Origin of the sequence: Gabonibacter chumensis, assembly GCF_024741215.1 — a bacterium.
Lineage (GTDB): Bacteria > Bacteroidota > Bacteroidia > Bacteroidales > Marinifilaceae > Gabonibacter > Gabonibacter massiliensis.
On the sequence record NZ_JANSKB010000001.1, the window covers coordinates 26,329 to 50,769 of the forward strand.

At 40.1% G+C, this 24,441-nt stretch carries 25 protein-coding genes and 1 pseudogene; 1 reads left to right on the top strand and 25 read right to left on the bottom strand.

Annotated features, from left to right (window positions below; translation table 11 throughout):
* Positions 1-59: 59 nt before the first annotated feature.
* The 3 genes from kdsA to NVS78_RS00125 form a co-directional block, all read right to left on the bottom strand.
* On the bottom strand, positions 60-860 hold the full coding sequence (gene kdsA, locus NVS78_RS00115; RefSeq protein ID WP_286357384.1) for a 3-deoxy-8-phosphooctulonate synthase: 801 nt from the start codon (positions 858-860) through the stop codon (positions 60-62).
* 227 nt (positions 861-1,087) lie between these two features.
* Entirely contained in the window at positions 1,088-2,362 is a 1,275-nt protein-coding gene (locus NVS78_RS00120; protein WP_286357385.1) for a replication-associated recombination protein A, read from the bottom strand.
* A gap of 247 nt (positions 2,363-2,609) precedes the next feature.
* A complete protein-coding gene (locus tag NVS78_RS00125) occupies positions 2,610-2,912 on the bottom strand; it encodes a DUF3276 family protein (protein WP_286357386.1) in 303 nt (100 codons plus the stop codon).
* A gap of 208 nt (positions 2,913-3,120) precedes the next feature.
* Here NVS78_RS00125 and NVS78_RS00130 point away from each other — a divergent pair, with 208 nt between their 5' ends.
* On the top strand, positions 3,121-3,336 hold the full coding sequence (locus NVS78_RS00130; protein WP_286357387.1) for a hypothetical protein: 216 nt from the start codon (positions 3,121-3,123) through the stop codon (positions 3,334-3,336).
* On the opposite strand, the gene NVS78_RS00135 is transcribed toward NVS78_RS00130, so the two are convergent.
* From NVS78_RS00135 to NVS78_RS00235, 22 genes and pseudogenes are all read right to left on the bottom strand, one after another.
* A complete protein-coding gene (locus tag NVS78_RS00135) occupies positions 3,333-4,058 on the bottom strand; it encodes a tyrosine-protein phosphatase (protein ID WP_286357388.1) in 726 nt (241 codons plus the stop codon). The genes NVS78_RS00130 and NVS78_RS00135 overlap by 4 nt on opposite strands.
* Before the next feature lie 6 nt (positions 4,059-4,064).
* Entirely contained in the window at positions 4,065-4,640 is a 576-nt protein-coding gene (locus NVS78_RS00140; RefSeq protein WP_286357389.1) for an acyltransferase, read from the bottom strand.
* On the bottom strand, positions 4,630-6,957 hold the full coding sequence (locus NVS78_RS00145) for a GumC family protein (RefSeq protein WP_286357390.1): 2,328 nt from the start codon (positions 6,955-6,957) through the stop codon (positions 4,630-4,632). Before NVS78_RS00145 ends, NVS78_RS00140 begins: the two co-directional genes overlap by 11 nt.
* A 27-nt stretch (positions 6,958-6,984) precedes the next feature.
* A complete protein-coding gene (locus tag NVS78_RS00150) occupies positions 6,985-7,758 on the bottom strand; it encodes a polysaccharide biosynthesis/export family protein (protein ID WP_286357391.1) in 774 nt (257 codons plus the stop codon).
* A gap of 233 nt (positions 7,759-7,991) precedes the next feature.
* A complete protein-coding gene (locus NVS78_RS00155; RefSeq protein ID WP_286357392.1) occupies positions 7,992-9,413 on the bottom strand; it encodes a capsule assembly Wzi family protein in 1,422 nt (473 codons plus the stop codon).
* A gap of 449 nt (positions 9,414-9,862) precedes the next feature.
* On the bottom strand, positions 9,863-10,423 hold the full coding sequence (locus NVS78_RS00160; protein ID WP_286357393.1) for an ORF6N domain-containing protein: 561 nt from the start codon (positions 10,421-10,423) through the stop codon (positions 9,863-9,865).
* Between the two features lie 169 nt (positions 10,424-10,592).
* Positions 10,593-11,162, bottom strand: a complete 570-nt coding sequence (locus NVS78_RS00165; protein WP_286357394.1) for an ORF6N domain-containing protein — start codon at positions 11,160-11,162, stop codon at positions 10,593-10,595.
* A 209-nt stretch (positions 11,163-11,371) separates the two neighbouring features.
* A complete protein-coding gene (locus NVS78_RS00170) occupies positions 11,372-11,947 on the bottom strand; it encodes an ORF6N domain-containing protein (RefSeq protein WP_286357395.1) in 576 nt (191 codons plus the stop codon).
* A gap of 245 nt (positions 11,948-12,192) precedes the next feature.
* A pseudogene (locus tag NVS78_RS14155) lies at positions 12,193-12,369 on the bottom strand (transcriptional regulator); the annotation flags it as partial.
* Between the two features lie 114 nt (positions 12,370-12,483).
* Positions 12,484-12,882: a hypothetical protein gene (locus tag NVS78_RS00175; protein ID WP_286357396.1), complete on the bottom strand. Its 399-nt coding sequence runs from the start codon at positions 12,880-12,882 to the stop codon at positions 12,484-12,486.
* A 307-nt stretch (positions 12,883-13,189) separates the two neighbouring features.
* On the bottom strand, positions 13,190-13,579 hold the full coding sequence (locus NVS78_RS14140) for an acyltransferase (RefSeq protein WP_289623339.1): 390 nt from the start codon (positions 13,577-13,579) through the stop codon (positions 13,190-13,192).
* Positions 13,580-13,703: 124 nt separating this feature from the next.
* Positions 13,704-14,642 (bottom strand): polysaccharide deacetylase family protein, encoded by a 939-nt coding sequence (locus NVS78_RS00185; protein ID WP_286357397.1) that lies wholly within the window; start codon positions 14,640-14,642, stop codon positions 13,704-13,706.
* 21 nt (positions 14,643-14,663) lie between these two features.
* Positions 14,664-15,488 (bottom strand): polysaccharide deacetylase family protein, encoded by an 825-nt coding sequence (locus NVS78_RS00190; protein WP_286357398.1) that lies wholly within the window; start codon positions 15,486-15,488, stop codon positions 14,664-14,666.
* Between the two features lie 2 nt (positions 15,489-15,490).
* Positions 15,491-16,624 carry a non-hydrolyzing UDP-N-acetylglucosamine 2-epimerase gene (wecB, locus tag NVS78_RS00195; protein WP_286357399.1) on the bottom strand — a complete coding sequence of 378 codons (1,134 nt, stop codon included), beginning with the start codon at positions 16,622-16,624 and terminating at the stop codon, positions 15,491-15,493.
* 19 nt (positions 16,625-16,643) lie between these two features.
* The gene (locus NVS78_RS00200) at positions 16,644-16,781 is read right to left on the bottom strand and encodes a hypothetical protein (RefSeq protein ID WP_286357400.1); all 138 of its coding nucleotides are present in this window, start codon (positions 16,779-16,781) and stop codon (positions 16,644-16,646) included.
* A gap of 10 nt (positions 16,782-16,791) precedes the next feature.
* Entirely contained in the window at positions 16,792-17,901 is a 1,110-nt protein-coding gene (locus NVS78_RS00205) for a capsular polysaccharide biosynthesis protein CapF (protein ID WP_286357401.1), read from the bottom strand.
* 9 nt (positions 17,902-17,910) lie between these two features.
* Positions 17,911-18,933 (bottom strand): polysaccharide biosynthesis protein, encoded by a 1,023-nt coding sequence (locus tag NVS78_RS00210; RefSeq protein WP_286357402.1) that lies wholly within the window; start codon positions 18,931-18,933, stop codon positions 17,911-17,913.
* Between the two features lie 30 nt (positions 18,934-18,963).
* Entirely contained in the window at positions 18,964-20,061 is a 1,098-nt protein-coding gene (gene wecB, locus NVS78_RS00215) for a non-hydrolyzing UDP-N-acetylglucosamine 2-epimerase (RefSeq protein ID WP_286357403.1), read from the bottom strand.
* Positions 20,061-21,152 (bottom strand): DUF354 domain-containing protein, encoded by a 1,092-nt coding sequence (locus NVS78_RS00220; RefSeq protein WP_286357404.1) that lies wholly within the window; start codon positions 21,150-21,152, stop codon positions 20,061-20,063. Before NVS78_RS00220 ends, wecB (NVS78_RS00215) begins: the two co-directional genes overlap by 1 nt.
* Positions 21,149-22,153: a lipid II:glycine glycyltransferase FemX gene (locus NVS78_RS00225; RefSeq protein WP_286357405.1), complete on the bottom strand. Its 1,005-nt coding sequence runs from the start codon at positions 22,151-22,153 to the stop codon at positions 21,149-21,151. The genes NVS78_RS00220 and NVS78_RS00225 overlap by 4 nt, the downstream gene beginning before the upstream one ends.
* Positions 22,150-23,085: a glycosyltransferase family 4 protein gene (locus tag NVS78_RS00230; RefSeq protein ID WP_286357406.1), complete on the bottom strand. Its 936-nt coding sequence runs from the start codon at positions 23,083-23,085 to the stop codon at positions 22,150-22,152. The genes NVS78_RS00225 and NVS78_RS00230 overlap by 4 nt, the downstream gene beginning before the upstream one ends.
* Positions 23,086-23,126: 41 nt before the next feature.
* Positions 23,127-24,440, bottom strand: coding sequence for a phenylacetate--CoA ligase family protein (locus NVS78_RS00235; protein WP_286357407.1), 1,314 nt, complete (start codon positions 24,438-24,440; stop codon positions 23,127-23,129).
* Position 24,441: the final 1 nt, after the last annotated feature.

Consider the following 24,441-nt stretch of genomic DNA (forward strand, 5'->3'; position numbering starts at 1 on the left):
AGAATCACTTAATCTCCTAATCGCAGAATCATTATATCTCCCCATTTTTTGACCAACAATTAAAGAACGGCTTTTCGGATCCTTACCAATTTTTCCAATAGCCCTTCCAATAAATCCAAACGCAACATATTGGCTCCATCCGATTTGGCCCGGCTCGGGTCCGCGTGCGTTTCGATAAAGAGTCCGTCCGCACCCACGGCAATCCCGGCCTTGGCAATCGTTTCTATCAACGCCGGTTGTCCTCCCGTTACGCCAGAAGTTTGATTAGGCTGTTGCAACGAATGGGTAACATCCACCACGACAGGACATTTACAAACATTTTGCATGATTTGGACACCTCTGAAATCGACCACTAAATCCTGATAACCGAAAGTGGTTCCCCTCTCCGTCACCATAATCTCGTTATTCCCCGACTCCCTGATCTTGTCTGCTGCAAAACGCATGGCTTCCGGAGATAAAAATTGTCCCTTCTTAATATTAACGATTTTTCCGGTTTTAGCGGCAGCAACCAACAAATCCGTCTGACGGCATAAAAAAGCCGGAATCTGCAATACATCCACGTATTCCGCGGCCAACTCGGCATCTCGTTCGCTATGAATATCCGTCACCACCGGAATCCCGAACTCCCGCCTCACCTTCGCCAATATTTTCAATGCTTTTTCATCCCCTATACCCGTAAACGAATCCAGACGCGAACGATTGGCTTTCTTGAACGATCCTTTGAAAACATACGGAATATGCAAACGCTCCGTCACTTTTTTCACGCGCTCGGCAATATACAGTGCCATCTCCTCGCCCTCGATCACGCAAGGCCCCGCCAGTAAAAAAAACATCTCTTTATCTATCAATTCCCTATACATAATCTATATCCTAATTAATTTCTATATTCTCAATTGATAACTCCTAATCACGCAATCACTAAATCCCCCAATCTCCTAATCTCTTAATCACCTAATCTCCTAATCACTTAATCTCTTAATCTCCCAATCCCTAAATCCCCTAATCTCTTAATCACTTAATCTCTTAATCACCTAATCTCAGAATCATTATATCTCTCAATCTCCTAATCACTTAATCTTCCAATCACTTAATCTCTTCTGTTTTTCCACCACAACGCCAACCTTTCCCATATCTTCTGTTCCTGGGCGTTGGATTGAGGTCTATAAAATCTTCTACCCTTCAACTCTTCCGGAAGATAACTTTGTTCCACGAAATTTCCCGGAAAATCATGCGGATACTTATAGTCCTGCCCGTAATTCAACTCTTTCATCAACTTCGTCGGAGCATTACGCAAATGCAGGGGGACAGGCGAATTACCCGTATGTTGAACGGCCTCCATTGCCGCACCGATAGCTAAATAAGCCGAATTACTTTTCGGTGACGTTGCTAAATAGATAACGCATTCGGCCAAAGGGATACGAGCTTCCGGCATTCCGATCTTATGAACCGCCTCAAAACAGGCATTGGCAATCAACATGGCATTCGGATTGGCCAAACCGACATCCTCCGAAGCGGATATGATCAACCGGCGGGCAATGAATTTCGGATCCTCTCCTCCCATCAGCATACGAGCCATCCAATACAGGGCGGCATCCGGATCCCCTCCCCGGACAGACTTTATCATGGCCGACACGATATCGTAATGCTGTTCCCCGTCTTTATCATACATCAAAGGGTTCTCGTGCAACTCCCGGTGTACGGCTTCATTGTCTATAATGATATCCCCGTCTCCTAATCCGTTGACCACCAACTCCAATATATTCAACAATTTCCGGGCATCTCCCCCACTATACGAGATCATCGCCTCTTTCTCCTTCACCACAATACGGCGGGTGCTCAAGTAAAAATCTTTTTGGATAGCCCGGTCTATCAATTTCTCCAAATCGGCTTTATCCTGCGCTTTCAACACGTAAACCTGACAGCGAGACAACAAAGGAGAAATAACCTCAAAAGAGGGATTTTCCGTGGTCGCTCCTATCAATGTCACCGTGCCCTTCTCCACGGCAGCTAACAACGAATCCTGTTGTGCTTTGGAAAACCGATGGATTTCATCGATAAATAAAATAGGATTCGGGGTATTGAAGAACCGTTGACTTTCCGCTTTCTGAATGACCTCCCGTACATCCTTAACTCCCGAACTCACCGCGCTCAACACGTAAAAAGGACGTTGCAACTGCTCCGCGACAATCATGGCCAAAGTAGTCTTCCCGACCCCCGGAGGTCCCCACAAAATAAAAGAAGAGACAACCCCGGAATCGATCATCTTCCGAAGTACCTTACCCGGCCCCACCAAATGTTGCTGACCGATGTAATCTTCTAAAGATTTCGGTCGCATTCGCTCTGCTAACGGTTTGTTATCCATCTCAATCTCTAATCCTTCTTAATTGTAAATCGTAGATTTTAAATCAAGGAAATTCCGTGTTTCTGTGATTAAATTTGAATCTCTTAATCCTCCAATCACCTAATCACCTAATCGCTAAATCTCTTAATTTACAATCGTCAATTGTAAATCGTCATTTATCCGTACAAAGATAACACAATATTTCCAACGAAATAAAAAAAAGCGGGTGATACCTCTCACCCGCCTATATTGCAGCACACTACAGCTTTTAATCTTCTTTTGTCGGCAATTCGCCATTGATGGCAGCTTTCACCACCCCGATAGCTTCTTCTAAACCTTCTGCAAACTTCTCGAAATCTTCTTTATACAAAAATACTTTATGCTTCTCGTAACTCGGATTCCCGTCTTTATCAAATTTCTTTTTACTCTCGGTAATAGTAAGATAATAATCACTATTACGGGTTGCCTTCACATCAAAGAAATAGGTTCTTTTCCCTGCTTTCACTGCGTTAGAATAGATCTCCTCTCTATCAATCGTATCCATTCCTTCATTTTGTTCGTATCCTTCCATTGCTTTTGAATTTTATTTGACTTTGCTGCTCAAATGTAGGAAAAACAAAGTAAAAATAAACTTTTTTAATCCTTTTTTTTTAACCTTTCTCCCCGAGCAACGTAAAAATAAAGAATAACATCGTTTATACAGAATAAAATTTACCTTTTTCGAGCGATATATGCTTCAAAAAGCTAATTTTGAACTTATATTTAAAATCCATATAAAAATGATCTGGAAAGTTTTTCTCATCGTTCTCGTACTAATCGGATTGGCTGTTATCGGCCTGGGTATCTCCACTTTTTTTTCAAAAAAGAGAAAATTCCCGGAAACTCATATCGGCCGTAACAAAGCCATGAACGACCGGGGGATCAGCTGTGCAGCCACGACCGATCGCAAAGAACGGGCAACCTACAAACCGATAGAGATTAAAAAGAACGACTAAATACGTGAAAGTCTATAAGGACTGTATCTATTCAGTACATCACTCTCTTTTGATTTTAGAAAGTCCTCCAACAACTCGACTTGTGGCAAGGAGTGAATGTCGCCCGACAAATAATCGATCAAACCTCTTTTCAATAAAACGTAAGCCCCTTTCCGGGCCTCTTTTCCGTAATACCCCGAGAACGACAAAAGGTTGACCTGCACGCGGCATCCTTTACCTTTCAATTCCCGGCACGCCTTCTCAATATCCTCACCGTAAAAACGATAACGTTCCGGATGGGCCAACACCGGTTCGAAACCCTCGGTTTGCAATTGAAATAACAACTCCTCGAAATAAAGAGAAGGAGCTAAAAAGCCATGTTCAAGCAACACGCGTCCTTCCCCGGATGCCATGATTTGTTTTTGCCCGATCAAATCGAACATATACCTCCCGACCCGATATTCCGCCCCGGCATCCGCATTCAGAACAATATCTTCCTGACGTAACCGCTCTCGCAATGCCTCCAATTTTTTTCCAACATTCACGGGACCGTTCATCAGCAAAGGATAAGCGATATGAGGGGTAAACGTGAACCGCTTCACCCCCAATTCCAACATACGCTTCACGATCTCCACCGACTCCTCCACGGTTTTTACACCGTCATCCAACCCCGGCAAAATGTGCGAATGCAAATCGTGCCCGTAAAAGAAATACTGCTTCACCGAACGCTTCCCGAAAAACATAAGCTCTCAAATTTTCACGACGACGCCCTCTTGCAACCGGTACTTTTCCCCGCTTTCCGGACAAACAGCCACACCTTCTGCGTCAAAAATCAACCGGTGCCCGTACTCGCTCATCCACCCCGTCTGCCGGGCCGGATTCCCTATCACGAGAGCATAATCGGGCACCGTTTTGGTCACGACCGCCCCCGCCCCGATAAAAGCATATCTGCCGATATCATGACCGCAAACGATCGTCGCGTTGGCCCCGATCGTGGCTCCCCTCTTTACAAGAGTTTTGGCGTATTGAGATTTCCGGTTCACCGCACTCCTCGGGTTCACCACGTTGGTAAAAACACAGGAAGGCCCTAAAAACACATCGTCCTCGCAGGTTACACCCGTGTAAACGGATACATTATTTTGTACCTTCACGTTATCTCCCAACACCACCCCCGGAGAGATCACCACGTTCTGGCCGATATTACAATTCTTTCCCAATATACAACCCTCCATGATATGGCTAAAATGCCATATTTTACAGCCGCTCCCGATCCGGCACTCCTTATCGACTACCGCTGTCTCGTGCACAAAAAATTCACTCTTCATCTCTCTTTGTTTTTTGTCCGTAACCATAACCGTATTTAGCCCCGTAACCATAACCATAGCCATAGCCGTAACCGCCCCGTCTGATTTTTATCCCGTTGACAACGATCCCCAAGTTAGGCAATCTATTCTTCTTATCCAAATCCGCCACCAATCTCAAATCTTTCCGATCCAACAGGTGAGCCCGTACGACATACACGCAGGCATCGGCCAACCGACTTAATGTAAAACCTTCCGCCAAAATACCCAAGGGAGGAGTATCCAACACGATGCAATCGAACTCTTCCTTTAATTCCGTTATCAACTCCTCCATTCGAGGACTGGCTATCAACGGGGTAGGATTAGGAGGTACGCTTCCCCCGAATATAGCGTAAAGGCAATCGTCTATCTTATTTATAATGTTCTTTTTATCATTTTCCATCCCGACCAAGTAGGCGGACAATCCTTTATGATGATCGCATTTAAAATAGAGATCCATTTTCGGATTTCGCAAATCGCAACCGATAGCGATCGTCTTTTTACCGGATTTGGCGTAAGCGTTGGCCAAATGGGCAGAAACAAAAGTTTTACCCTCTTGAGGAATGGTCGAAGTCACCATGATAACGGGACATTCCGCCTGCCGTACCATATAATTCAAGTTCTCCCGGATCAGATGCATGGATTCCGACGTCATAGAATTCTTCTGAAAAACATCCCTCTCTCCTTCCGGCAGTTCAAGCGTACTCCCCAATACAGGAGCGTTCACGGCCTTCTCGACATCTCCGGTATCCCGCACCTTGGAGTCCAACACCTCCAATAGAAATATTCCCCCGAAAGGCAATGCAACTCCCAACACCAACCCGATCAACAGAATCATGGATTTTTTCGGTGATATGGGACTCCCTTGCGTGTTCGGGTCTTCTATGATTTTCGCCATGGGTACGTACATCAATTTGGCTATCTCCGCCTCTTCCCGCTTTTGCATCAGGAACAGGAAGAGATTCTCCTTCAACCCCTGTTGCCGGGAGATCTCCCGGTATCGCTTCTCCTGCGTGGGCACCGAGGTCAGTTTCTTATCCACTAACCGACTCTCTTTCTCCAAACTTTGTATCTTGATCTCCAATCCTTTCTCCACATTCTCTATCGCCATCCGGATATTCTCTTTCAATCCCCTTAACTGACTCTCTATTCCTTTTATCAACGGGTTACTCTCCCGGGCAGTCTGCAACAATTTATTCCTTCGCAGGATCATCTCGTTATACTTCCCGATGCCGTTGTTCAACGCGACATCCGCTAACCCCAAGTTTTCGGGCAGCAAATGAAACCCAGCTTTCTGATCCAAAAAATCCCGTACGCTCCTCACCACGTCCAAATCAGTCTCTAATTTCAACAACTCGGCCCCGGCCGATTTTTTCCGCTCCATAATAAAAGTAGCATCCGAAGCCAAATCGGTCAGACGATTCTGTTTTTTAAAGTTTTCTGCCCTATCCTCGATTTCACTTAATTCCTGGTTGATCACCTCTAACCGGCTATTGATAAAATCCACCGTATTCGTCGATACAATCCGCTTATTACTCACCCCGTTATCATTATACGCCGCGATCAACCGATGAATTAGATCGATGGCCCGGACAGGCAATTCGTCCTTCACGGAAAGTCCGACGGCATTGGTGTTTTTCTCCAAATTACTAATATCGAGTTTTCCGTAAAATACATCCGCGGCCACCGGGTAAGAATTGATACTCACCCGGTATTCTCCCACTCTCACGTTCGCGGGTTCTTTCTCGATCGAAATCGAATACGCCCCTACCGCTATTCTTTCCGAGTAGTTTCCCTTAAAAACAGATTCTCCCTCCGGGGTCAAAACTTCCACCCGATCATCTTTCCCTATACTCACATAAAACGAGGTATCCCGGATATTTTCCGGGTAATCGATCAAAAGACGAAACGGGGCATTTTTATAAAATTCCTTTTCCCTTATTCTCCCTTTTTCAAAATAACGTACATTTAAATCCAACTCCTTCACCACCTCCCGCATCAGATTTTTCGAACGCAATTCGATCATCTCGTTTTCCACGAACACATCCCCCTGGAAAAAGCCCAACTCTTTCATCATGGCATTGGTTCCCAGCTCTCCCTTTCTCGAATCGTTTATCATTATCTTCGTTTCCACGTTATACACGGGAACCTGACTCATATAGTGATAAATAGCTCCACCTAAACACAACGGAACACTGATTGCAAACCACCACCATCGATACAATATCTTGTAAAAAAACTTGCGGAAATCAAAATTTTCCTCCTCTTCCACCAAAAACAGATCATTATTCAACTCATTCATAAGCCTGATATTATTATACACACACTATTACCTGACAATTAAAGCGATTATCGCCACCATCGTAGAGACACTCGACAATACATAGGGTAGGAAAGCACCCGCATTACCTCCGGCTATCCGTCCCCGGTTCGGCTCCACGTAAATCACGTCATTCTGTCGCAAAAAGAAAAAAGGCGAATCCAAGAATTCGGTAGAAGTCAAATCGATCCGGGCAAACTGCTTCTTTCCGTCCACTTCCCGCACGACCAACACGTTTTTCCGTTTGGCATTAATCTGCAAATCTCCCGCCATTCCCAAAGCATCCAGAATGGAAACACGCTCTCCCAACACTTTATAGCTACCGGGATTTTTCACCTCTCCCAATACGGTCACCCTGAAATTCAAATATTGTATGGTCACGATCGGATTCTTCAAGTATTCACCCAATCGCTCCTTCAACGAATCGGCCAACTCGTTTCGGGTCATTCCCATCACCCTCAATTTACCCAACACGGGAAAATCGATACTCCCCTCCTTATCGACAAGATACCCCTGGGGAACCTGTTGATTAGACGAACTCACCGTCTCCCTCCCCAAGCCGATCATCGGCGTATTAAAAGGAAGTGCCGCCTCCACATCGTTACAGGAAACGATGATCGACAACAGATCATCCGGCTGAATCACCGTTTTATACTCGCACTCGGCTTTAATACGTTTATTCACGTCGGCATCCTGTAAATAAACTACCTTTTTACTCGATCCGCAAGAGGCACACAACAGGCCCCCTAACAGGATCCATACTCCATTTTTCAAAAGTCCCATATAATTAAAATTTATTGATAACAACATAGTTGATTCTGTGATTTAGTGATTCCATGATTATGTGATTCAATCTAAAATCTCTTAATCTCTATATCACCCAATTCTTTAATTGTAGATTGTAAATTGGATACTATTTTTTAATTTACAATCTAAAATCGTAAATCACAAATCTTTTTAATCACGGAATCATTATATCTTTAAATCACTGAATCCCTTAATCTACAATCGTCAATTTACAATTGAAAGCGTAGCATCACTCCCACGTTTTCCCGAAACAATTTCCCGTGATCTCCATAGATCCCGGTTTCCATACGGAGAGGAAAATTTCGCCAGGGGATTCCGACTTCCAACCCCCAGGAGCATTGTCGCTTTACTTGTTCAAAAGGGACACGGTATCTCCCGTAATTCAACGAATAAGAAAACCTTCCCAGGTAAGGAATCTTTCGGGCAATTTTTCCTTTGATCCCCACATAATGGGCAATCACCCGGTTGTTGTACATACCGATTACGATACCGTCGGTATTTTTCGGATTAGCCTGTAGAAAAGGCGTACCGATAATCCGCCCGTCTGTCGTCCATCCCGATTTATATTCTCCATGTAAAAAATAATCATCCCGTCCACCCACTTTCTTCCAACCGTAACCGGGAGCCTCAGGATCCTGATGTTCCATCTCCGCCGGTGTTGCCGGACGATCGTGAAAAGGTCCGGATTGGTATTTCGTATAAAGAAACTCGTAGATCACGTCCGTACACCATCCCGTCTGATCCTTCGCCCCGTAATAGAGAGCATAGGTTCCGTCCGGGAACGAACGAAAATCCGTCCCCGAGCCATCCTCGAAAGGAATATCATGATAAAATGTCAACGTATAGCGGTCTCCCTTGTAATTAACCCTCAAATGCTCCCGTCCCAAATGATTTCCCAAGGCATTGTTCTGTGCACTACCCGAAGCATCACTCCCACCTTCGCTACCGGCCACGATACGGATATAGTCTTTCAAAGAGGAGGGCTGTTTCCCAAAATCAGGTGAAATTCCGCCCCATTGGGCATAATGATCCAAACCCACGATGACCTCCCACCGTCTATGCGGCGTAATCCGTAGAAATAGCGACTTATGATGCAGGCGCACCTTCTCCGCGTACCGTTTCCCGATCATCCGGTAATCCCCGTAACTAAAACGGAAAGCCAATACCTTGCCTATAAAAGGTAAAGGTATGTACTCGCTACGCAAATTATACCCCGGATTCACCCGGGCATTGGCCGATTGGACAAAATCCCCGTTGGTCGAAGAGACCCCGTTATACTCCGTGTCCGGATGTATCATCCCGATATCCAAACGCAATCGCCTCCAACGGGCACTCGCGTACAACTCATCCACCGACACCCGGTTATTCCCTTTCTCACCTATCCCCACACCCGAAAAACCATAAGCCGTTTGAATCTTTCTTCCCTCCCGGAAATCGGAAAACAACCCAAGTCTCAACACCCCTCCTGCCCGATCCGGCATAGCTCCCCAGCGATCCCTGCCCATCCAAAAAGGCAAAACACCCCCTCTTCCGGCATAACCGCTAAGCTCCCCGGCATATCTCATCCCCCGCTTTTGCGCACAAAGAACAAAGGATAATAACAACATTATCCCGAATAAAATAGCCTTCAATAATTGTAAATTTTAAATTGTAGACCTGATAAATTCTGTGATTCAATGATTTATTAATTTTGTAATTTAGAGATTTTATGATTTTGCGATTCAAATCTCCCAATTCTTTAATCTCTTAATCTCCCAATCCTTTAATCTCTTAATCCTCTAATCGCATAATCATCTAATCCTTTTATTGGAAAAGAATCACACTTTTTTATATTATAAATACAGTGCTATCCATCTGCTCTTGAATAGCACCATGCTAAAATTTACTGATAAACAATGTATTCGACTTAGTGATTCAATGATTTATTAATTCTGTGATTTAGAGATTTTATGATTTTGCGATTCAAATTTCCCAATCACTTAATCCTTTAATCACTAAATCACCTGACCTCCCAATCACTTAATCATTTAATCTCCTAATCATTATATCACCCAATCTCATAATCCTTTAATCTTTTCTGTCATTTGACAAATCCAATGGAATTACGCGGCTTATTTTCTAACTTCTTCTGTACTTGCAACTCGGACAAGGTCTGATTTATTAATTCGAGTTGCATTCTAGTATCTTCATTTATGTCGTTTTGATCCATAAAAACCTCTTCCATATACTGTTTAAGTTCCTTTATTCGGTTTTCTAATATTTCGATTTTATCACCTGAAGGACTGTATAGAACTTGTCGCACGGCAATGAAAGCACGCATGATATTAATATTTATTTCGATGGCAACCTCACTATTTAAGATAGAAGAAAGCATCGCTACACCCGATTCTGTAAAAGCAAAAGGAAGGTATCTAATACCACCTCTCTTGTTTGAGGTCACAAATTGTGACCTCAAAGTACCGAATTCTTCTTTAGTAAGTTTAAACATAAAGTCCACAGGAAATCGTCTTATATTACGTTTTACAGATTGTTTCAATACCTTTGTTTCTGTTCCGTACATTTCCGCAAGGTCGAAATCCAACATCACCTTCTGACCTCGTATTTCGTATATCTTACTTCGAATTAGTTGCAGTTGATCCATTGTGATTGTAAATTAATTTTTGATTTAAGATTAAGATTCTGATCTTACCCTCTTTAAATCGTAAATCTAAAATCTACAATCGTCAATCTTTTTAATCTCTTAATCCCCTAATCCTTTAATCTCCTAATCATTATATCACCCAATCTCATAATCCTTTAATCTTTTTCTGTCATTTGACAAATCCGATAGGATTACGCCGCTTATTTTCCAATTTCTTTTGTACTTGTAATTCTGCCAACGTTTGATTGATAAGCTCCAATTGCATTCGGGTATCATCATTAATATCATTGTAATCAACGAATACCGATTCTAAATATTCTTTGAGCTCTTTTAACTCATTTTGAAGTTCTGTTATTTTATCAACAGAAGAATTACCTATCAATTGTCGAATAGCAACAAAAGCACGCATTATATTGATATTTACCTGAATTGCAATATCGGAATTTAATATTCCTGAAAGCATTGCTAAACCTTGTTCTGTAAAAGCATACGGAAGTTTACGAACTCCACCCCAACTTGATCTTCCAAAATGGAATATCAAGTTTACTTTTAATTGATCAAATTCCTCTTTCGTGAGTTGAAACATGAAATCGCCGGGAAAACGTTTAATATTCCGTTGAACAGCCTTATTCAAATTACCGGTTGTAACCTGGTACAATTCAGCCAAATCTTTATCAATCATCACCTTCTGACCTCGTATTTCGTATATCTTACTTCGAACTAGTTGTAGTTGATCCATTCTGATTGTAAATTAATTTTTGATTTAAGATTTACGATTTATGATTAAGATCTTACCCTCTTTAAATCGTAAATCTAAAATCTACAATCGCCAATCTTTTTAATCTCTTAATCCCCTAATCCTTTAATCTCCCAATCACTTAATCCCTTAATCCTTTAATCTCCTAATCATTATATCACCCAATCTCATAATCCTTTAATCTTTTTCTGTCATTTGACAAATCCTATAGGATTACGCGGCTTATTTTCCAATTTCTTTTGTACTTGTAATTCTGCCAACGTTTGATTGATAAGCTCCAATTGCATCCGGGTATCATCATTAATATCATTGTAATCAACGAATACCGATTCTAAATATTCTTTGAGCTCTTTTAACTCATTTTGAAGTTCTGTTATTTTATCAACAGAAAAATTACCTATCGATTGTCGAATAGCAACAAAAGCACGCATTATCCCTCTATTTATTTCTATAGCCGTTTTTGAGTTAAGAACACTACTAAGCATAGCAACGCCAAGTTCCCCAAAAACAAAAGGAGGATACTTGTGCATTACACTTCCCCGACTTTTCTTCAAGGTCGCAAATTGCGACCTTGAAAGTTCCGTCATTTCTTCTTTCGTAAGCTGAAACATAAAATCATCTCCCTCAAACCTGTCTAAATTGCGCCGAACAGCTTCTTTCAGACGTTTTGTTTCAATTCCATACAGTTCTGCAAAATCAAAATCTAACATCACCTTCTGACCCCGTATCTCATAAATTTTACTTCGAATTATCTGCAATTGACTCATTTAATTGTAAATTTTAAATTGTAGATTAAATTAATTTTTGATTTAAGATTTAAGATTTAAGATTTACGATTTATGATTCAATTCTGATCTTGCCATCTTTAAATCTAAAATCGGCAATCAAAAATCCGAAATCGTAAATCTCTTTAATCCCCTAATCACAGAATCTCTTAATCTCTTAATCCCCCAATCCCTGAATCTTTTAATCTCTTAATCCCAATCACTAAATCACTGAATCCTTTAATCACTTAATCATTACATTTCATTCTCGATGCATTAACTCCAGACCTCGCCCCCAACTTTCCACCATACGTCTTCTGAAAAAAAATATTGGCAATCAAAGGATTACGCGGAAAAGACTTATGAGGAAGTCGCAAGTTAGTACAAACAATTTCTTTAGGTAAAGAACCCGAATTCATTATCTCGACTCGATCATCCTAAATAGCAATCCCTATTGACCCGTGAAAAACGGTACTACCCGGTGTAATTTTCGGGTAGTACCTACACTACTAAACCTTAAAACTATTATTATGAAAATATCAGGTCGAATAATGCAATCTGGCTCTAAAACGAGCATTCGGCACCGTACTGTGAACATGAACCGAAATCGTGGTGTTCTTGCCGAAATAGGTTTTCAAACTACAACTCACACTCCCGCCGGAAGGAATCCCGTGCCAATCGCCTCCACCGCCTTTCGAACTTCTGACCGATACGTCAAACAAAGCATTAGGCGGAGCCTGAATCGTGGCAGTAGCCTTGATCGTGGCACCCCAACCGTTTTTACTGATGGAATAACTCCCGTTCCCTTGCGCATCTAAATCCATCTCGAAATCAATGTCCCCACTGATTTTTAATTCATCACTCTCGGTCATGGCAAGTCCGGCCTTTTCCGCTACCTCATCGAGTTGCGAAAAAATAGAATCAAAATTTTCAGACATCACTCGTAAATTTAAATCGAACAGAATAAATTCTTACTGACGGTCCTGAAAAACATCATAGATCATCGTGTACATTCCCAAAAAACAATCACACTCAGACCGATCTTTATACTCCTTTCTCCGTAATCGGCAGACAAATAAATAATGAATTATAAAGTTACAATATTAAATCATAAAAACAAGATATAAACACGATTTGTTTATTATTGGAGTTAAATTTATTACATTCATCCATATTTATCTTATCACGAACCTCTTTACTCGAATCTTTATTTTTCACACCACTCATTACCTTATCAATCTAAACTTATGCCATTTGAATATCTGATAAATCTTTATTCAAATCTTTCAAAACTTTAGCAGGTACTCCTCCCACCAACGTCCTAGGAGGAACATCTTTAGTGACCACCGAACCGGTAGCTATAACAGACTCATCTCCTATAACAACACCAGGAATAATCGTTACATTAGGCATAATCCATACCCCTTTACCTATCATCGTTTTTGATATTTTCCGTGGATACAATTTTTTTAAAATCGTATCCGAAGGAATATTGGCATGAGCCGTTATAATTGTTCTATCCCCTACCGAGGTATTATCGCCTATGCTGATCTGATCCGTAAAAACCCGATCGAACATCACTTCGTGCCCGATGTAAACACCTTTCCCGATTTTTACTCCCCGCCAACGATGCATAACTGTTCTCCAAGGTTTTATCGGACAAAAAAAGATCATCTTATCCAAGAAAAAACGAAAAAAGAATCTAAATCCATACCTAATTTTTCCAAAAAAACTGTTCATTCCATAAAATGCTAAAACTTCACTTGCCGGCATAAGAATTCTGTTTTAATTCAAAATATTTTTTACAGGTTACAAAACCAAATTTTTTATTCCGGAAAAATTGTAATTCCCGTTCAAAAATCGGAAGAGCTTTTTCCCCTAAATTTTTAACTTTTAAACGGTGTCGTAAAACATCACCCAAATAATAAGATATAAAATTAGAACCTCTTCTTTCTAATTTTCCTTCCTCAAAATCCTCATCAATAAATTCATTCGGATGCGTTAAAAAATTAAAAGGTCGTCCTGTCATTAAAGTTTCGCAATAAAGCAGCCGACGGGTGAATCGACTTAAAGCCGGAGATAACCGCATAAATGTGCCGATATAAGGAAAACCGAATGCCGATATAGGAATTTCATAAATTTTACCTTCCCCCCGTCTGAAAATATTATCATTTCTGACATAATAAGGCTTACGGGGAGCTACCAGCCAGTTCAATTTTTTCAACGCACCAAAAGACATAAACATATCTATCCGCTGAGAAGCAACCGAACTGTCTATTTTATAGCCAGCCTCTGCTAATACCAAAGGAAATTTTTTGTTTACCCGTGCAGCCGGAGCTCTAAACGAAATCACCTCCGAACCGGTAATATCCTCCAAAATGGCTTTCGAAACCCGTAAATGCTCCAACTGCTGTTCTTCACTCAATACATCTATCGCTAAATCCGATCGATGTGTCAATCCGTGGGACCCGACCTCATGCCCCCGTTCGAAAGCCATTTTCACCAATTGAGGATATAATCGTGCGATATAGCCCGTGAAAAAGAAAGTCGCTTTCACTTCATATCGTTCATAAAGCTCCAACAATCGAGGCATCCCCTGATCGACCAAGTATTGGCCTGTCTTATCACGCAATTTATGGTTTAAAATAGAAGTTGTTTCGACATCATTAGTTATCAGACAATATCTTTCTATATCCATGAAAATCTAATCATTTAAAACCTAACTTTTCCAATACAATTTCACCAGAAACGAATAAAAACGTTTCACTATAATATTCTTCCGGGCAATGTTTTTTATCCGATTACGAACAAACTCTCTGATATGTAAATTCACCCATAACCATAAACGATCCGTCCACAAAGTATGAGCCAATATAAAAACTCTATCGGGAAAATCCCCTTCTTGTATCGTATTGATAATATCCCGGGTAGAACGAAATTTCAACTCAAATTTATTTTCAACAATATCCCGAACGGCATATTTTCCACCATCCCAAGCATACCCCGTATCTGTCAAATAAAATATCTTTTCAAAATCGGTCGTCAGATAAGGTTCACCCAACAAATCAAAATCGCCAAAACTACAATCGCACCATAACAATCGATTATCATATTCGGATGTCGAACTACCGTGCATGCAAACCGTTTTTACGGGATAAAAAGAACGGAAATATTCCAAATTCTCTTTAAAGCTCTGTTTTGCCAACTCAACATTTCCCTTAGCCAAAGCAAGATCCTCATAATGATATCCTATTTCATGGCCCAAACTTGCTATTGTACGAATAACTTCGGGATTATTACTATGTTTTACAGTACGAAAATAATAAGTAGCCTTAATTCCCAATCCATTTTCAATCTTGGCCATTTTCAATGCATTCGAAGGTAATTCATCCACGTCATGCCTCAAAATGACCCACAACTGACTTTTTCCATCAAATAATAACGATCTTTCCTCAACACAATAATCCTCATACCTTAAAAAACGATATCCCCTGTTCTTTAGAACTGCAAGCAATTCCTGATAAGTTTTAAGTGTAAAGTCCATAGTTATTTTTCTTGCCAGACTACCCTTTTCACGTAATCCGTATAGGACAAAATGATCCGTACCACTTTATCGCTGACATTCGGCATAGAGTAATCTTCAACCACCCTGAAATTCCGGGTTTCGGTATTCTGGTTCTGCAACTCCGCCAAGCCCTGCATCACCCTTTCCGGATTCAGGCCAACCATCATCACACTGGCCTCCTCCATAGCTTCCGGACGCTCGTGAGCTTCCCGGATATTCAAAGCCCTGAAATTCAATATAGACGACTCCTCACTGATCGTACCGCTATCCGACAACACCGCATTTGCATGAATTTGTAAAGCATTATAATCACTCAACGACATCGGTTTCATTAAACGGATATTTTCATGGAACCCGATCTGCTTCTTTTCAATCATTTTACGGGTTCTGGGATGAGCAGACACAATCACCGGATACTGATAAGTTTCCGCAATATCGTTTAAAATCTTAACCAAACACATAAAATGCTTTTCATTGGCGATATTTTCCTCCCGGTGAGCAGAAACTACAAAATACTTCCCTTTTTCCAGCCCTAATTCCTGAAGTATTCCTGACGCCTGAATTTTGGGCAGGTAGGCGTGTAATACTTCAAACATCGGACTTCCCGTTTTAATGATCCGGTCGGCAGGTAAACCTTCCCTCAAGAGATATTCCCGGGCGATAGAACTATAGGTCAGATTGATATCGCTAATATGATCTACAATCTTCCGGTTGCTCTCTTCGGGAACCCTTTGATCAAAGCACCGATTTCCAGCCTCCATATGGAAAATGGGAATATGACGTTTTTTAGCCGCGATAGCACACAAACAACTATTGGTATCTCCCAATACTAAAAACGCATCCGGACATACTTCTTCCAAAATCGGATCTATATGTATCAAAATCTGCCCGGCGGTTGTCGTTGCATTATTCCCTGCAGCATCCAGAAAATAATCCGGTTTCCGTAATCCCAGATCCTCAAAAAATATTTCATTCAATTCGTAGTCATAATTCTGACCGGTATGCACCAAAATATGTTCGATGACAGGACTGGCATCCAATTTTTGCAATACACAGGATAGCCGGATAATTTCCGGCCGTGTTCCCACGACCGTCAATACTTTCAATTTTTTCATGATTCCCGATTTTTTCATTCTATTTCCACCCCATTACCTGTTCAACACGTTGCATTACCTCCTCTGTTGAATAGACCTCGCCTCTTTCGATTTGTTTTTCAGCTTCAACCACAATTGCTACCAATAAATCGCCAGGTATCTCGTACTCTTCCATCACAATACTTAGTTTATACTTGCTCGAAATAAGTATCCGGCCTGGAGGGGTCAAACACTTCGTTCACCCACATGACGGTTACCATGTTCGAATCCCCTAAATTCTCAATATTATGCGTGTATCCCACGGGGATATCAACTACCTCCGGCCTCTCACCGTTCACAAAATATTCAATAACTTTATCTTCGCCCAATTTTCGGAAACGAATCACCCCCTTGCCGTTAACTACCAGGAACTTCTCGTTTTTGGTATGGTGCCAATGATTACCCTTGGTAATTCCGGGCTTTGAAACATTAATAGAGACTTGCCCCCGGTCGGCTGATTTTAAAAATTCAATAAATGCACCCCGGTGATCCTCATGCTTTTTTAAATAATAGGAAAAACAATCCTCCGGAAGATAACTCAAATAAGTAGCATAGAGTTTCTTTACAATGGGGATGGACATATCCTGCACTTCCAAAGATTCCCGGCTATCCCGAAAAGCTTCCAAAAGCTTAACGATCTCCTTTAACAATATCTTACTTTCGATTCTTACCTTACAAAAGTCTCCTTCTCGATAAGCTTTCCCTGCCAAGGCAAACAAAAATTCCTCCACCACATCATCGATATAAACCAATGTCATACCTGCTGCCGGATCATTTACCTGTATCGGTATCCCTCGAGCTATGTTATGACAAAAGGTCGCTACAACACTATTGTAATTCGGCCTGCACCACTTTCCGAACACGTTCGGTAACCGGTAAATATAGGTCGGCACCTGATTTTCCACGCCATATTGTCGGATTAAATCTTCTCCCGCTTTTTTACTCTCCCCGTAAGGATTATTCAATGCTGCCTGAATCGAGGAGGTGATCACGATCGGGGCTTTATTAGAGTAGTATTTCAACTTTTCCAAAAGCACAGAGGTAAAACCGAAGTTCCCCTCCATAAATTCCGTCACCTCTTTAGGCCTGTTCACTCCAGCCAGATGGAACACGAAATCGCAATCCCGAGCGTAGGAATCCAATAAAACCGGATCCGAATCCACGTCGTAGAGAAACAAATCCAGATATCCCCTGTTCCGAAGCTCCCAAACCAGATTCTTTCCGATAAAACCGTTTGCTCCCGTTATTAAAATTTTCATATGTGCCAATTATAAATCCGTATTCCCTACATCCTTCCGAATAAAATCGAGCTTCAGTAACAGTTGTTTCATCCCCCCCACATCCAACCGACAGGTATTGTGGGAATGATAATCTTCTGCACGGGCTATCTGTTCATTCCCTTCCACGAAAAACTTATCATAATTCAAATCCCGGGTATCACAAGGAATCCGGTAATAATTCCCCATATCTTCCGCTTTGGCCATCTCCTCCCGGGTAACCAAAGTCTCGTACAATTTTTCCCCGTGACGCGTACCGATTATCCGTACCGGAGTATCTGCCTGATACAACTCTTTCAAAGCCTCCGCCAAAATTTCCAAGGTCGCTGCCGGAGCTTTCTGTACAAACAAATCCCCGTTTTGTCCATGTTGAAAAGCGTAAAGGACCAAATCGACCGCATCGTCCAAAGTCATCATAAAACGAGTCATATTCGGATCGGTAACGGTAATCTCCTGCCCGTTTTTAATCTGCTCTACCCATAGCGGAATGACCGATCCCCGGCTGGCCATCACGTTACCGTAACGCGTACAACAAATCGTCGTCTTTCCACTCGCCCCCAATTGCCTTCCTTTAGCCATAGCCACCTTTTCCATCATTGCTTTCGACATCCCCATGGCATTTATCGGGTAAGCCGCCTTATCCGTCGACAAGATCACCACGTTCTTTACCCCGTGGGCTATTGCCGAATCCAGGACATTTTCCGTCCCCAGCACATTGGTACGTACCGCTTGCGTCGGGAAAAACTCACAGGACGGCACCTGTTTCAGAGCCGCCGCATGAAAAATATAATCCACGCCCGACATCACCCCGTCCACACTCCGCTTATCCCGTACATCCCCGATATAAAACTTCACCTTAGAATTCTGAAGTGCATGGCGCATATCGTCCTGTTTCTTTTCATCCCGGCTAAAAATCCGGACTTCCCGGATATCGGAATCCAAAAAACGACGCAACACCGCGTTACCGAAAGAACCTGTTCCCCCGGTAATAAGTAAAACTTTGTCTTTAAACATGGTATGATTAAAAATTACAGATAAGCATCTTTATTCCATTGCTGCCAATATTTTCACAATTCGTTCTGCAGCATGTCCATCCCACAAATCCGGAATAGAACCTTTTTTCCATTGCCCGGAAAAAAGAATTTGCATAGCAGGAGCTACAGCTTCCGGATTCGTTCCGATCAACTCGTTTGTACCCACATTGCAGGTCTCCGGACGTTCGGTATTATCCCGCAAAGTCATACAAGGAACGCCCATGACAGTAGTCTCTTCAGTTATTCCCCCTGAATCCGTTACTACAACCAATGACCTCTCGACCAAATAATTAAACTCAAGATAGCCTAATGGTTCCACTATATGCAAATTACCAGCCTCCACGCCCACGTTTACAAATAATTTAGCAGTTCGTGGATGCATTGGGAAAATAACCGGTAATCCGTGAACATGATTTAATATTTCTGACAAGAGATCTCTCAAATGTGTTGTTTCATCTACATTAGCAGGACGATGCAATGTCAATACTATATATTCCTTTTCCTGCAAAGACAAATCATCATAAATCTCAGGTTTTACAAATCTGCATTTATTGGCCAATAATGTATCTATCATCACATTTCCTACCAAGTGGATTTTATCATCCATCACTCCATTTTTCCGCAAATTATCACTGGCCCATGAAGTTGTCGTAAAAAATAAATCACTTAAAGAATCGGTTACAATACGGTTTATCTCCTCGGGCATAGTCATATCGTATGATCGGATACCTGCCTCCACGTGTACAACCCGGACTTGTAACTTTTTAGCAACAATACTACAAGCCATTGTCGATGTAACATCACCTACCACCAAGACCAAATCACAAGGATTAGCGGACAACTCCTTTTCGAAGGCAATCATAATAGCTGCTGTTTGCTCCGCCTGAGAACCACCTCCACAAGCAAGATTCACATCAGGTTGAGGGATATTCAATTCTTCAAAAAAAGTTTCACTCATCGTTTTGTCATAATGCTGCCCGGTATGGATTAAACGGTAATCTATCTTTCGCGTATCGGACGAATCATTATACCGGCAAATAGCATGAATAATCGGTGCAATCTTTATAAAATTAGGACGTGCACCGGCAATAAGAGTTATTTTTTTCATTACTTAAAACTATATTGATAATGAGGATTCATTTTCATCACTTGCACACTTTTGGGATAATTCTCTATGAACCAAATTAAAAAACCAGTCACATCAATTTTATCATTTAACATTCTTTTCTGCCTGCTCTGCCATTTTTTCTTTAAATTAGAATCTTGCAACAAACTCTCTATTTCATTTAACATTTCTTCAAAACATCCAGGTCTAAACCCATATGTTAATTCATATTTTTCTTCTTCTTCATTTAGATAAGAAATTCTTCCGACAAAAGAATTATATCTTAATGCTGGAGTACCTAATACTGCAGCCTCGGAAGTCATTGTCTGACTATCTCCCAAAAACATGGTTGCATAATACATTAAATGATGTGTTTTCTCTGGAGAAATTAGCAATTGATAATCTTTCAATTCGGGCTCAATATCCCGCTCTGTTGTAATAAAAACTTTCCCATATTTTTGCAAAAGATTCACCAATCTAATTTTCTGATCAACAGACAATCCTACTGCTCCAACATCATGGTGTGCTTTAAAAACATTAAAACGCATAATAAAAAAAGGAGTCCCTTCTTTAATCCCTATTTCTCCCAATATAGCAGATTGAGGAATAAAACGTCGGGGATGCAAATATCCCAATTCATGGTAACCAGCATAAAAAATGGTTTTACGGCTTTTACGATGCCCTATCAACGCCGAAGGAGAAAGAATGGTATCTGCAAAAGGATGCCCCCATCTCACAAATAAGGGCTGAACCTCATCATCATCATCATCCAAAATAATAGATTTCATCCTACTTATTTTTGATACATGAGCTAAAGTTATTGATGAGCCTATCCCTAAAGTGATTTTATTCTTCCTAACAAGTTTCCAGACTTCATAATTATAAGTTAATTGACTAAAGGCTTTACCCCACAAAGAGTCCGCTTTTTTGCCTAATGAAATATAATCAATCCCTTCTTTTTCTAATAGAAATTTAGCAACAGGTATATCCTTAACCGTAACCCATACACGATGCCCTTTCTTTTTTAGTATGTGTATCACATTCTTTAACAGGTGTACATGTCCGGGATGCCCAACATCAACCAAAATATTCATTTTATTTTCTTTAAAAGTTTGACACCAAGCCTTCCTATATTATACAATAAAGGCTTTGTAATAAACAAAAATCTCCCGTGTTCAACCAAGTCTCCTCCAAATTTTGCCTTAAAGTCTCTCACCCCATATCCTTCATCCGGTTTACCTGCCCCCATCATATCAAACAACGGAATATCATGATCAGTAGCATATTTTATTCCGCTCCAAGTAGCCAATGTCGAAGGATATATATTTTTGAATTTTCCATCCAAACCACATGCAAACCACTCATACATCACTCGATTTTCCATTATCACACAAACAGTTCCTCCTATAATCTTCCCCTTCAACCGTATCAATAGAAATTTACCAAAATGTTCTCTATAAAGCTTATTGAAAAATTCAAAAGGAAATAAAGGAGTTTTTACGCGTGTTTTGTACAACTCTGAAAGGATATCATAATAGGTTTCAACTTCTTGTAAGGTCGGTTCGCCAACTATTTCTGCCCCATCTCTTAAAGAAGTTCGAATATCCCTTTTCCGACTATTTCCTAAGTTTTTTTTCACAATATCTTCAGAAACACAATTCACATGAAAATTCAGATGAGCTTTATAATCAAATCCTACACTTTCAAATACAGGTCGGAATAAAGAGTAATCATTATAATTTCGGAACTCGATATATATCGCTTTTGAGGCAAGTCCTTTTTTACAAAATAACAATAAACTCCTCAAAACTTCCTCACTAATATCATTGGCCAATAAAGCACCGCCAGGCACAATCGCTCTTCTGGAAAAAAACTGTTTCAATTTTCCACCATCTTTTTGAATATAACCAACAACAACTCCCTTTAAAATATCATTTTCAAAAGCAGCAAAAACAAAGGACTTCATAAATGATAGGGATGCATAAAAATCATAACATTCTTTTGATTGAAAAAAAGAAGCTGTTTTAGACCTATTCAACAATAGTTCCCATTGATCAATACTTATTTGATCAATATTATCAAATATTTGTATCACAGAATATTATTATAAATTTCAATAATTCTTTTTGCTATACTTTTACTTTCTAAACCTAAATCCGAAATTCTTTTCCGCCCATTGGTTTTATCATTTTCTTGGCAAAAACAAAGTGCATTTTGTATTTGTTCTACACAATCATCAACATTGAAATTTGTTAAGAAACATCCCTCCTCATTATTCAATAACCATTCAATATCACCCACCCTTGTCGCAACAATTGGACAATTGCATGCCATAGCTTCTTTTATAGCATTGGGACTACCTTCCCATAAACTTGCCAATAACACGACATCAGCTGCATTATACCAAAAAAGAGTTTCCGCATTAGGGATATTCTTTAAAAAATGTATCTGTATATTTGCATCATTAATCACATTAATTGCACTCTCGACCAAAGAGTAATTTTTTTCATACCGTCCAGGATCAGCAGCAAAAAGTAAATGTTTCCTATTCAGATCCCATCCTAATCTTTTCCGACTCTCAGTTTTATCTAAAGGCTTGAAACGCTCCAAGCTGACTCCATTAGGAATAACCAAAACCTTTCTAATACCCGACATTTTTTTCATATCTTCCGATTTGACTATTATTACCTTCCAAGAAAACAAAAAAGTAAATACCCGGATAACGTATTTATAGTAACATCCGGCCTGAACATCGCTCCCCATCAACGAAGCAATCAGTGGTTTCGCACCAGCAAGACTGGCAACAAAAACAGACAATGAGTAATGAGCATGTACAATATCAAAGTCGTATTGTTTCAAAAATCTCCTAAGAGGTAAAACATTCTTTAGATATCCCCAAAACCCTTTCCCTTCAATTGTATAATATTCTATCCGGCATCCCTCTTTTTCTAAAGAATCTCCTTGATTTCTAATAATTGGACTAATTCCCCGATCTGAATTTCCACTACTTACAAAAAGAACTTTCATAACATCTTTTCAAAACACAAATCCATACCAATAAAGAAGTATCAACTCAATAATTTATTAACTACCGGACGATATTTCCCGGTCTTAGTTAGTTCAATATCATCCTCAAAAGAAAATTTAATCTCTATTTTACCTAAACGTTGTTGCATATTTTCTCTGAAAAAAATCTTCTCTTCATCTGAAAATTCATCAGCAACTATTCGCAACAACAATTGATCCGACGCTATTTGAACAACTTGAAATCTCCGAAGATTTCTTTTCTGTGCAACATTGCTATCGAAAAAAAGATGCCAGAAATAAGCCCAATGCAAAAACTCACCGTTTACACCAATAATATAATCACATGTACGTCCCAATATTTCTTTTATTAACGTACTCTTTCTCCCGCAAGGACACTCTTCCTTGCTCAAAACTACTTGGTCTGCATTCCAGTAACGAATAAAAGGCATGGAGTAATTATCTAAGTCAGTTATAATCAATTCATTATTACTGTTCACTTCTAAAATCACTCTTTCTTCCGTTACATGTAACCCATTATGCTTCTCACATTCGTAAGCAATTCCCCCAATTTCACCACATCCATACTGATCAAACAATTCCGCATGAAATACCTCTTTAAATAAAGTCCGATGTTCCAATGTTAATGGTTCTGCCGTTGTAGAAATAGCTTTTATGTTAAAATTTAATGTCTCATTTTTTAATCGTTTCGCCAAAAAAAAGATAAACTGCGGGTATCCTCTAATCCATATAAATTTACTTTTAAGTAAAGCTTTTTTTATATTAAAATAGTTTTCATCTGTCGTATTATATACATCAAAAACTTTCTCATTTTGAATGTAGTGTATAAAACGAAACTTTAAACTATTTATAATTCCATGTTTTACAACATGACCTCCCATTAATATCAATTTTTTATCCCGATCTTTTACCTTCATCCAATCATTTTGAAAACGCTTATAACTTCCCCATATTGAACTACGAGTGTTCGCATCATTTCTTTTAAACAAAATATTCCCAGTTGTTCCCCCCGTTTGTGATGTCTTTACACCTTTGATTTCTCTAATATTTGCAGGAATAAACTTTTCATAATTAGCTTGTATGATCTCTTTCGTAAGAATAGGAAATAGTTTTAAATCCTCAATACTCTTTATATCTTCGATTTTAATATTATTTTCATCCATATATTCCCGATAATACGGAACATGCTCATAGCAGTGGTGAATCAATTTTCTCAACTTAATAAATTGATATTCTCTTATTTTTTCAACAGAATACCATTGAGTCTTTAGGTATTCCTTATAATATTTATTAACTTTTTTCCCAGATAATCTATCTGTTAATCGTGTAATATTCATT

Excerpts from the sequence above, each read along its gene's own strand:
- NVS78_RS00140 (WP_286357389.1), bottom strand. The coding sequence starts at position 4,640 with ATGAAGAGTGAATTTTTTGTGCACGAGACAGCGGTAGTCGATAAGGAG.
- kdsA (WP_286357384.1), bottom strand. The coding sequence starts at position 860 with ATGTATAGGGAATTGATAGATAAAGAGATGTTTTTTTTACTGGCGGGG.
- NVS78_RS00130 (WP_286357387.1), top strand. The coding sequence starts at position 3,121 with ATGATCTGGAAAGTTTTTCTCATCGTTCTCGTACTAATCGGATTGGCT.
- NVS78_RS00235 (WP_286357407.1), bottom strand. The coding sequence starts at position 24,440 with ATGAATATTACACGATTAACAGATAGATTATCTGGGAAAAAAGTTAAT.
- wecB (WP_286357399.1), bottom strand. The coding sequence starts at position 16,624 with ATGAAAAAATTGAAAGTATTGACGGTCGTGGGAACACGGCCGGAAATT.
- NVS78_RS00220 (WP_286357404.1), bottom strand. The coding sequence starts at position 21,152 with ATGAATATTTTGGTTGATGTTGGGCATCCCGGACATGTACACCTGTTA.
- NVS78_RS00165 (WP_286357394.1), bottom strand. The coding sequence starts at position 11,162 with ATGGATCAACTACAACTAGTTCGAAGTAAGATATACGAAATACGAGGT.
- NVS78_RS00135 (WP_286357388.1), bottom strand. The coding sequence starts at position 4,058 with ATGTTTTTCGGGAAGCGTTCGGTGAAGCAGTATTTCTTTTACGGGCAC.
- NVS78_RS00170 (WP_286357395.1), bottom strand. The coding sequence starts at position 11,947 with ATGAGTCAATTGCAGATAATTCGAAGTAAAATTTATGAGATACGGGGT.
- NVS78_RS00210 (WP_286357402.1), bottom strand. The coding sequence starts at position 18,933 with ATGTTTAAAGACAAAGTTTTACTTATTACCGGGGGAACAGGTTCTTTC.
- NVS78_RS00190 (WP_286357398.1), bottom strand. The coding sequence starts at position 15,488 with ATGGACTTTACACTTAAAACTTATCAGGAATTGCTTGCAGTTCTAAAG.
- NVS78_RS00150 (WP_286357391.1), bottom strand. The coding sequence starts at position 7,758 with ATGGGACTTTTGAAAAATGGAGTATGGATCCTGTTAGGGGGCCTGTTG.
- NVS78_RS00120 (WP_286357385.1), bottom strand. The coding sequence starts at position 2,362 with ATGGATAACAAACCGTTAGCAGAGCGAATGCGACCGAAATCTTTAGAA.
- NVS78_RS00125 (WP_286357386.1), bottom strand. The coding sequence starts at position 2,912 with ATGGAAGGATACGAACAAAATGAAGGAATGGATACGATTGATAGAGAG.
- NVS78_RS00175 (WP_286357396.1), bottom strand. The coding sequence starts at position 12,882 with ATGTCTGAAAATTTTGATTCTATTTTTTCGCAACTCGATGAGGTAGCG.
- NVS78_RS00185 (WP_286357397.1), bottom strand. The coding sequence starts at position 14,642 with ATGGATATAGAAAGATATTGTCTGATAACTAATGATGTCGAAACAACT.
- NVS78_RS00230 (WP_286357406.1), bottom strand. The coding sequence starts at position 23,085 with ATGAAAGTTCTTTTTGTAAGTAGTGGAAATTCAGATCGGGGAATTAGT.
- wecB (WP_286357403.1), bottom strand. The coding sequence starts at position 20,061 with ATGAAAAAAATAACTCTTATTGCCGGTGCACGTCCTAATTTTATAAAG.
- NVS78_RS14140 (WP_289623339.1), bottom strand. The coding sequence starts at position 13,579 with ATGCATCGTTGGCGGGGAGTAAAAATCGGGAAAGGTGTTTACATCGGG.
- NVS78_RS00205 (WP_286357401.1), bottom strand. The coding sequence starts at position 17,901 with ATGAAAATTTTAATAACGGGAGCAAACGGTTTTATCGGAAAGAATCTG.
- NVS78_RS00160 (WP_286357393.1), bottom strand. The coding sequence starts at position 10,423 with ATGGATCAACTGCAACTAATTCGAAGTAAGATATACGAAATACGAGGT.
- NVS78_RS00145 (WP_286357390.1), bottom strand. The coding sequence starts at position 6,957 with ATGAATGAGTTGAATAATGATCTGTTTTTGGTGGAAGAGGAGGAAAAT.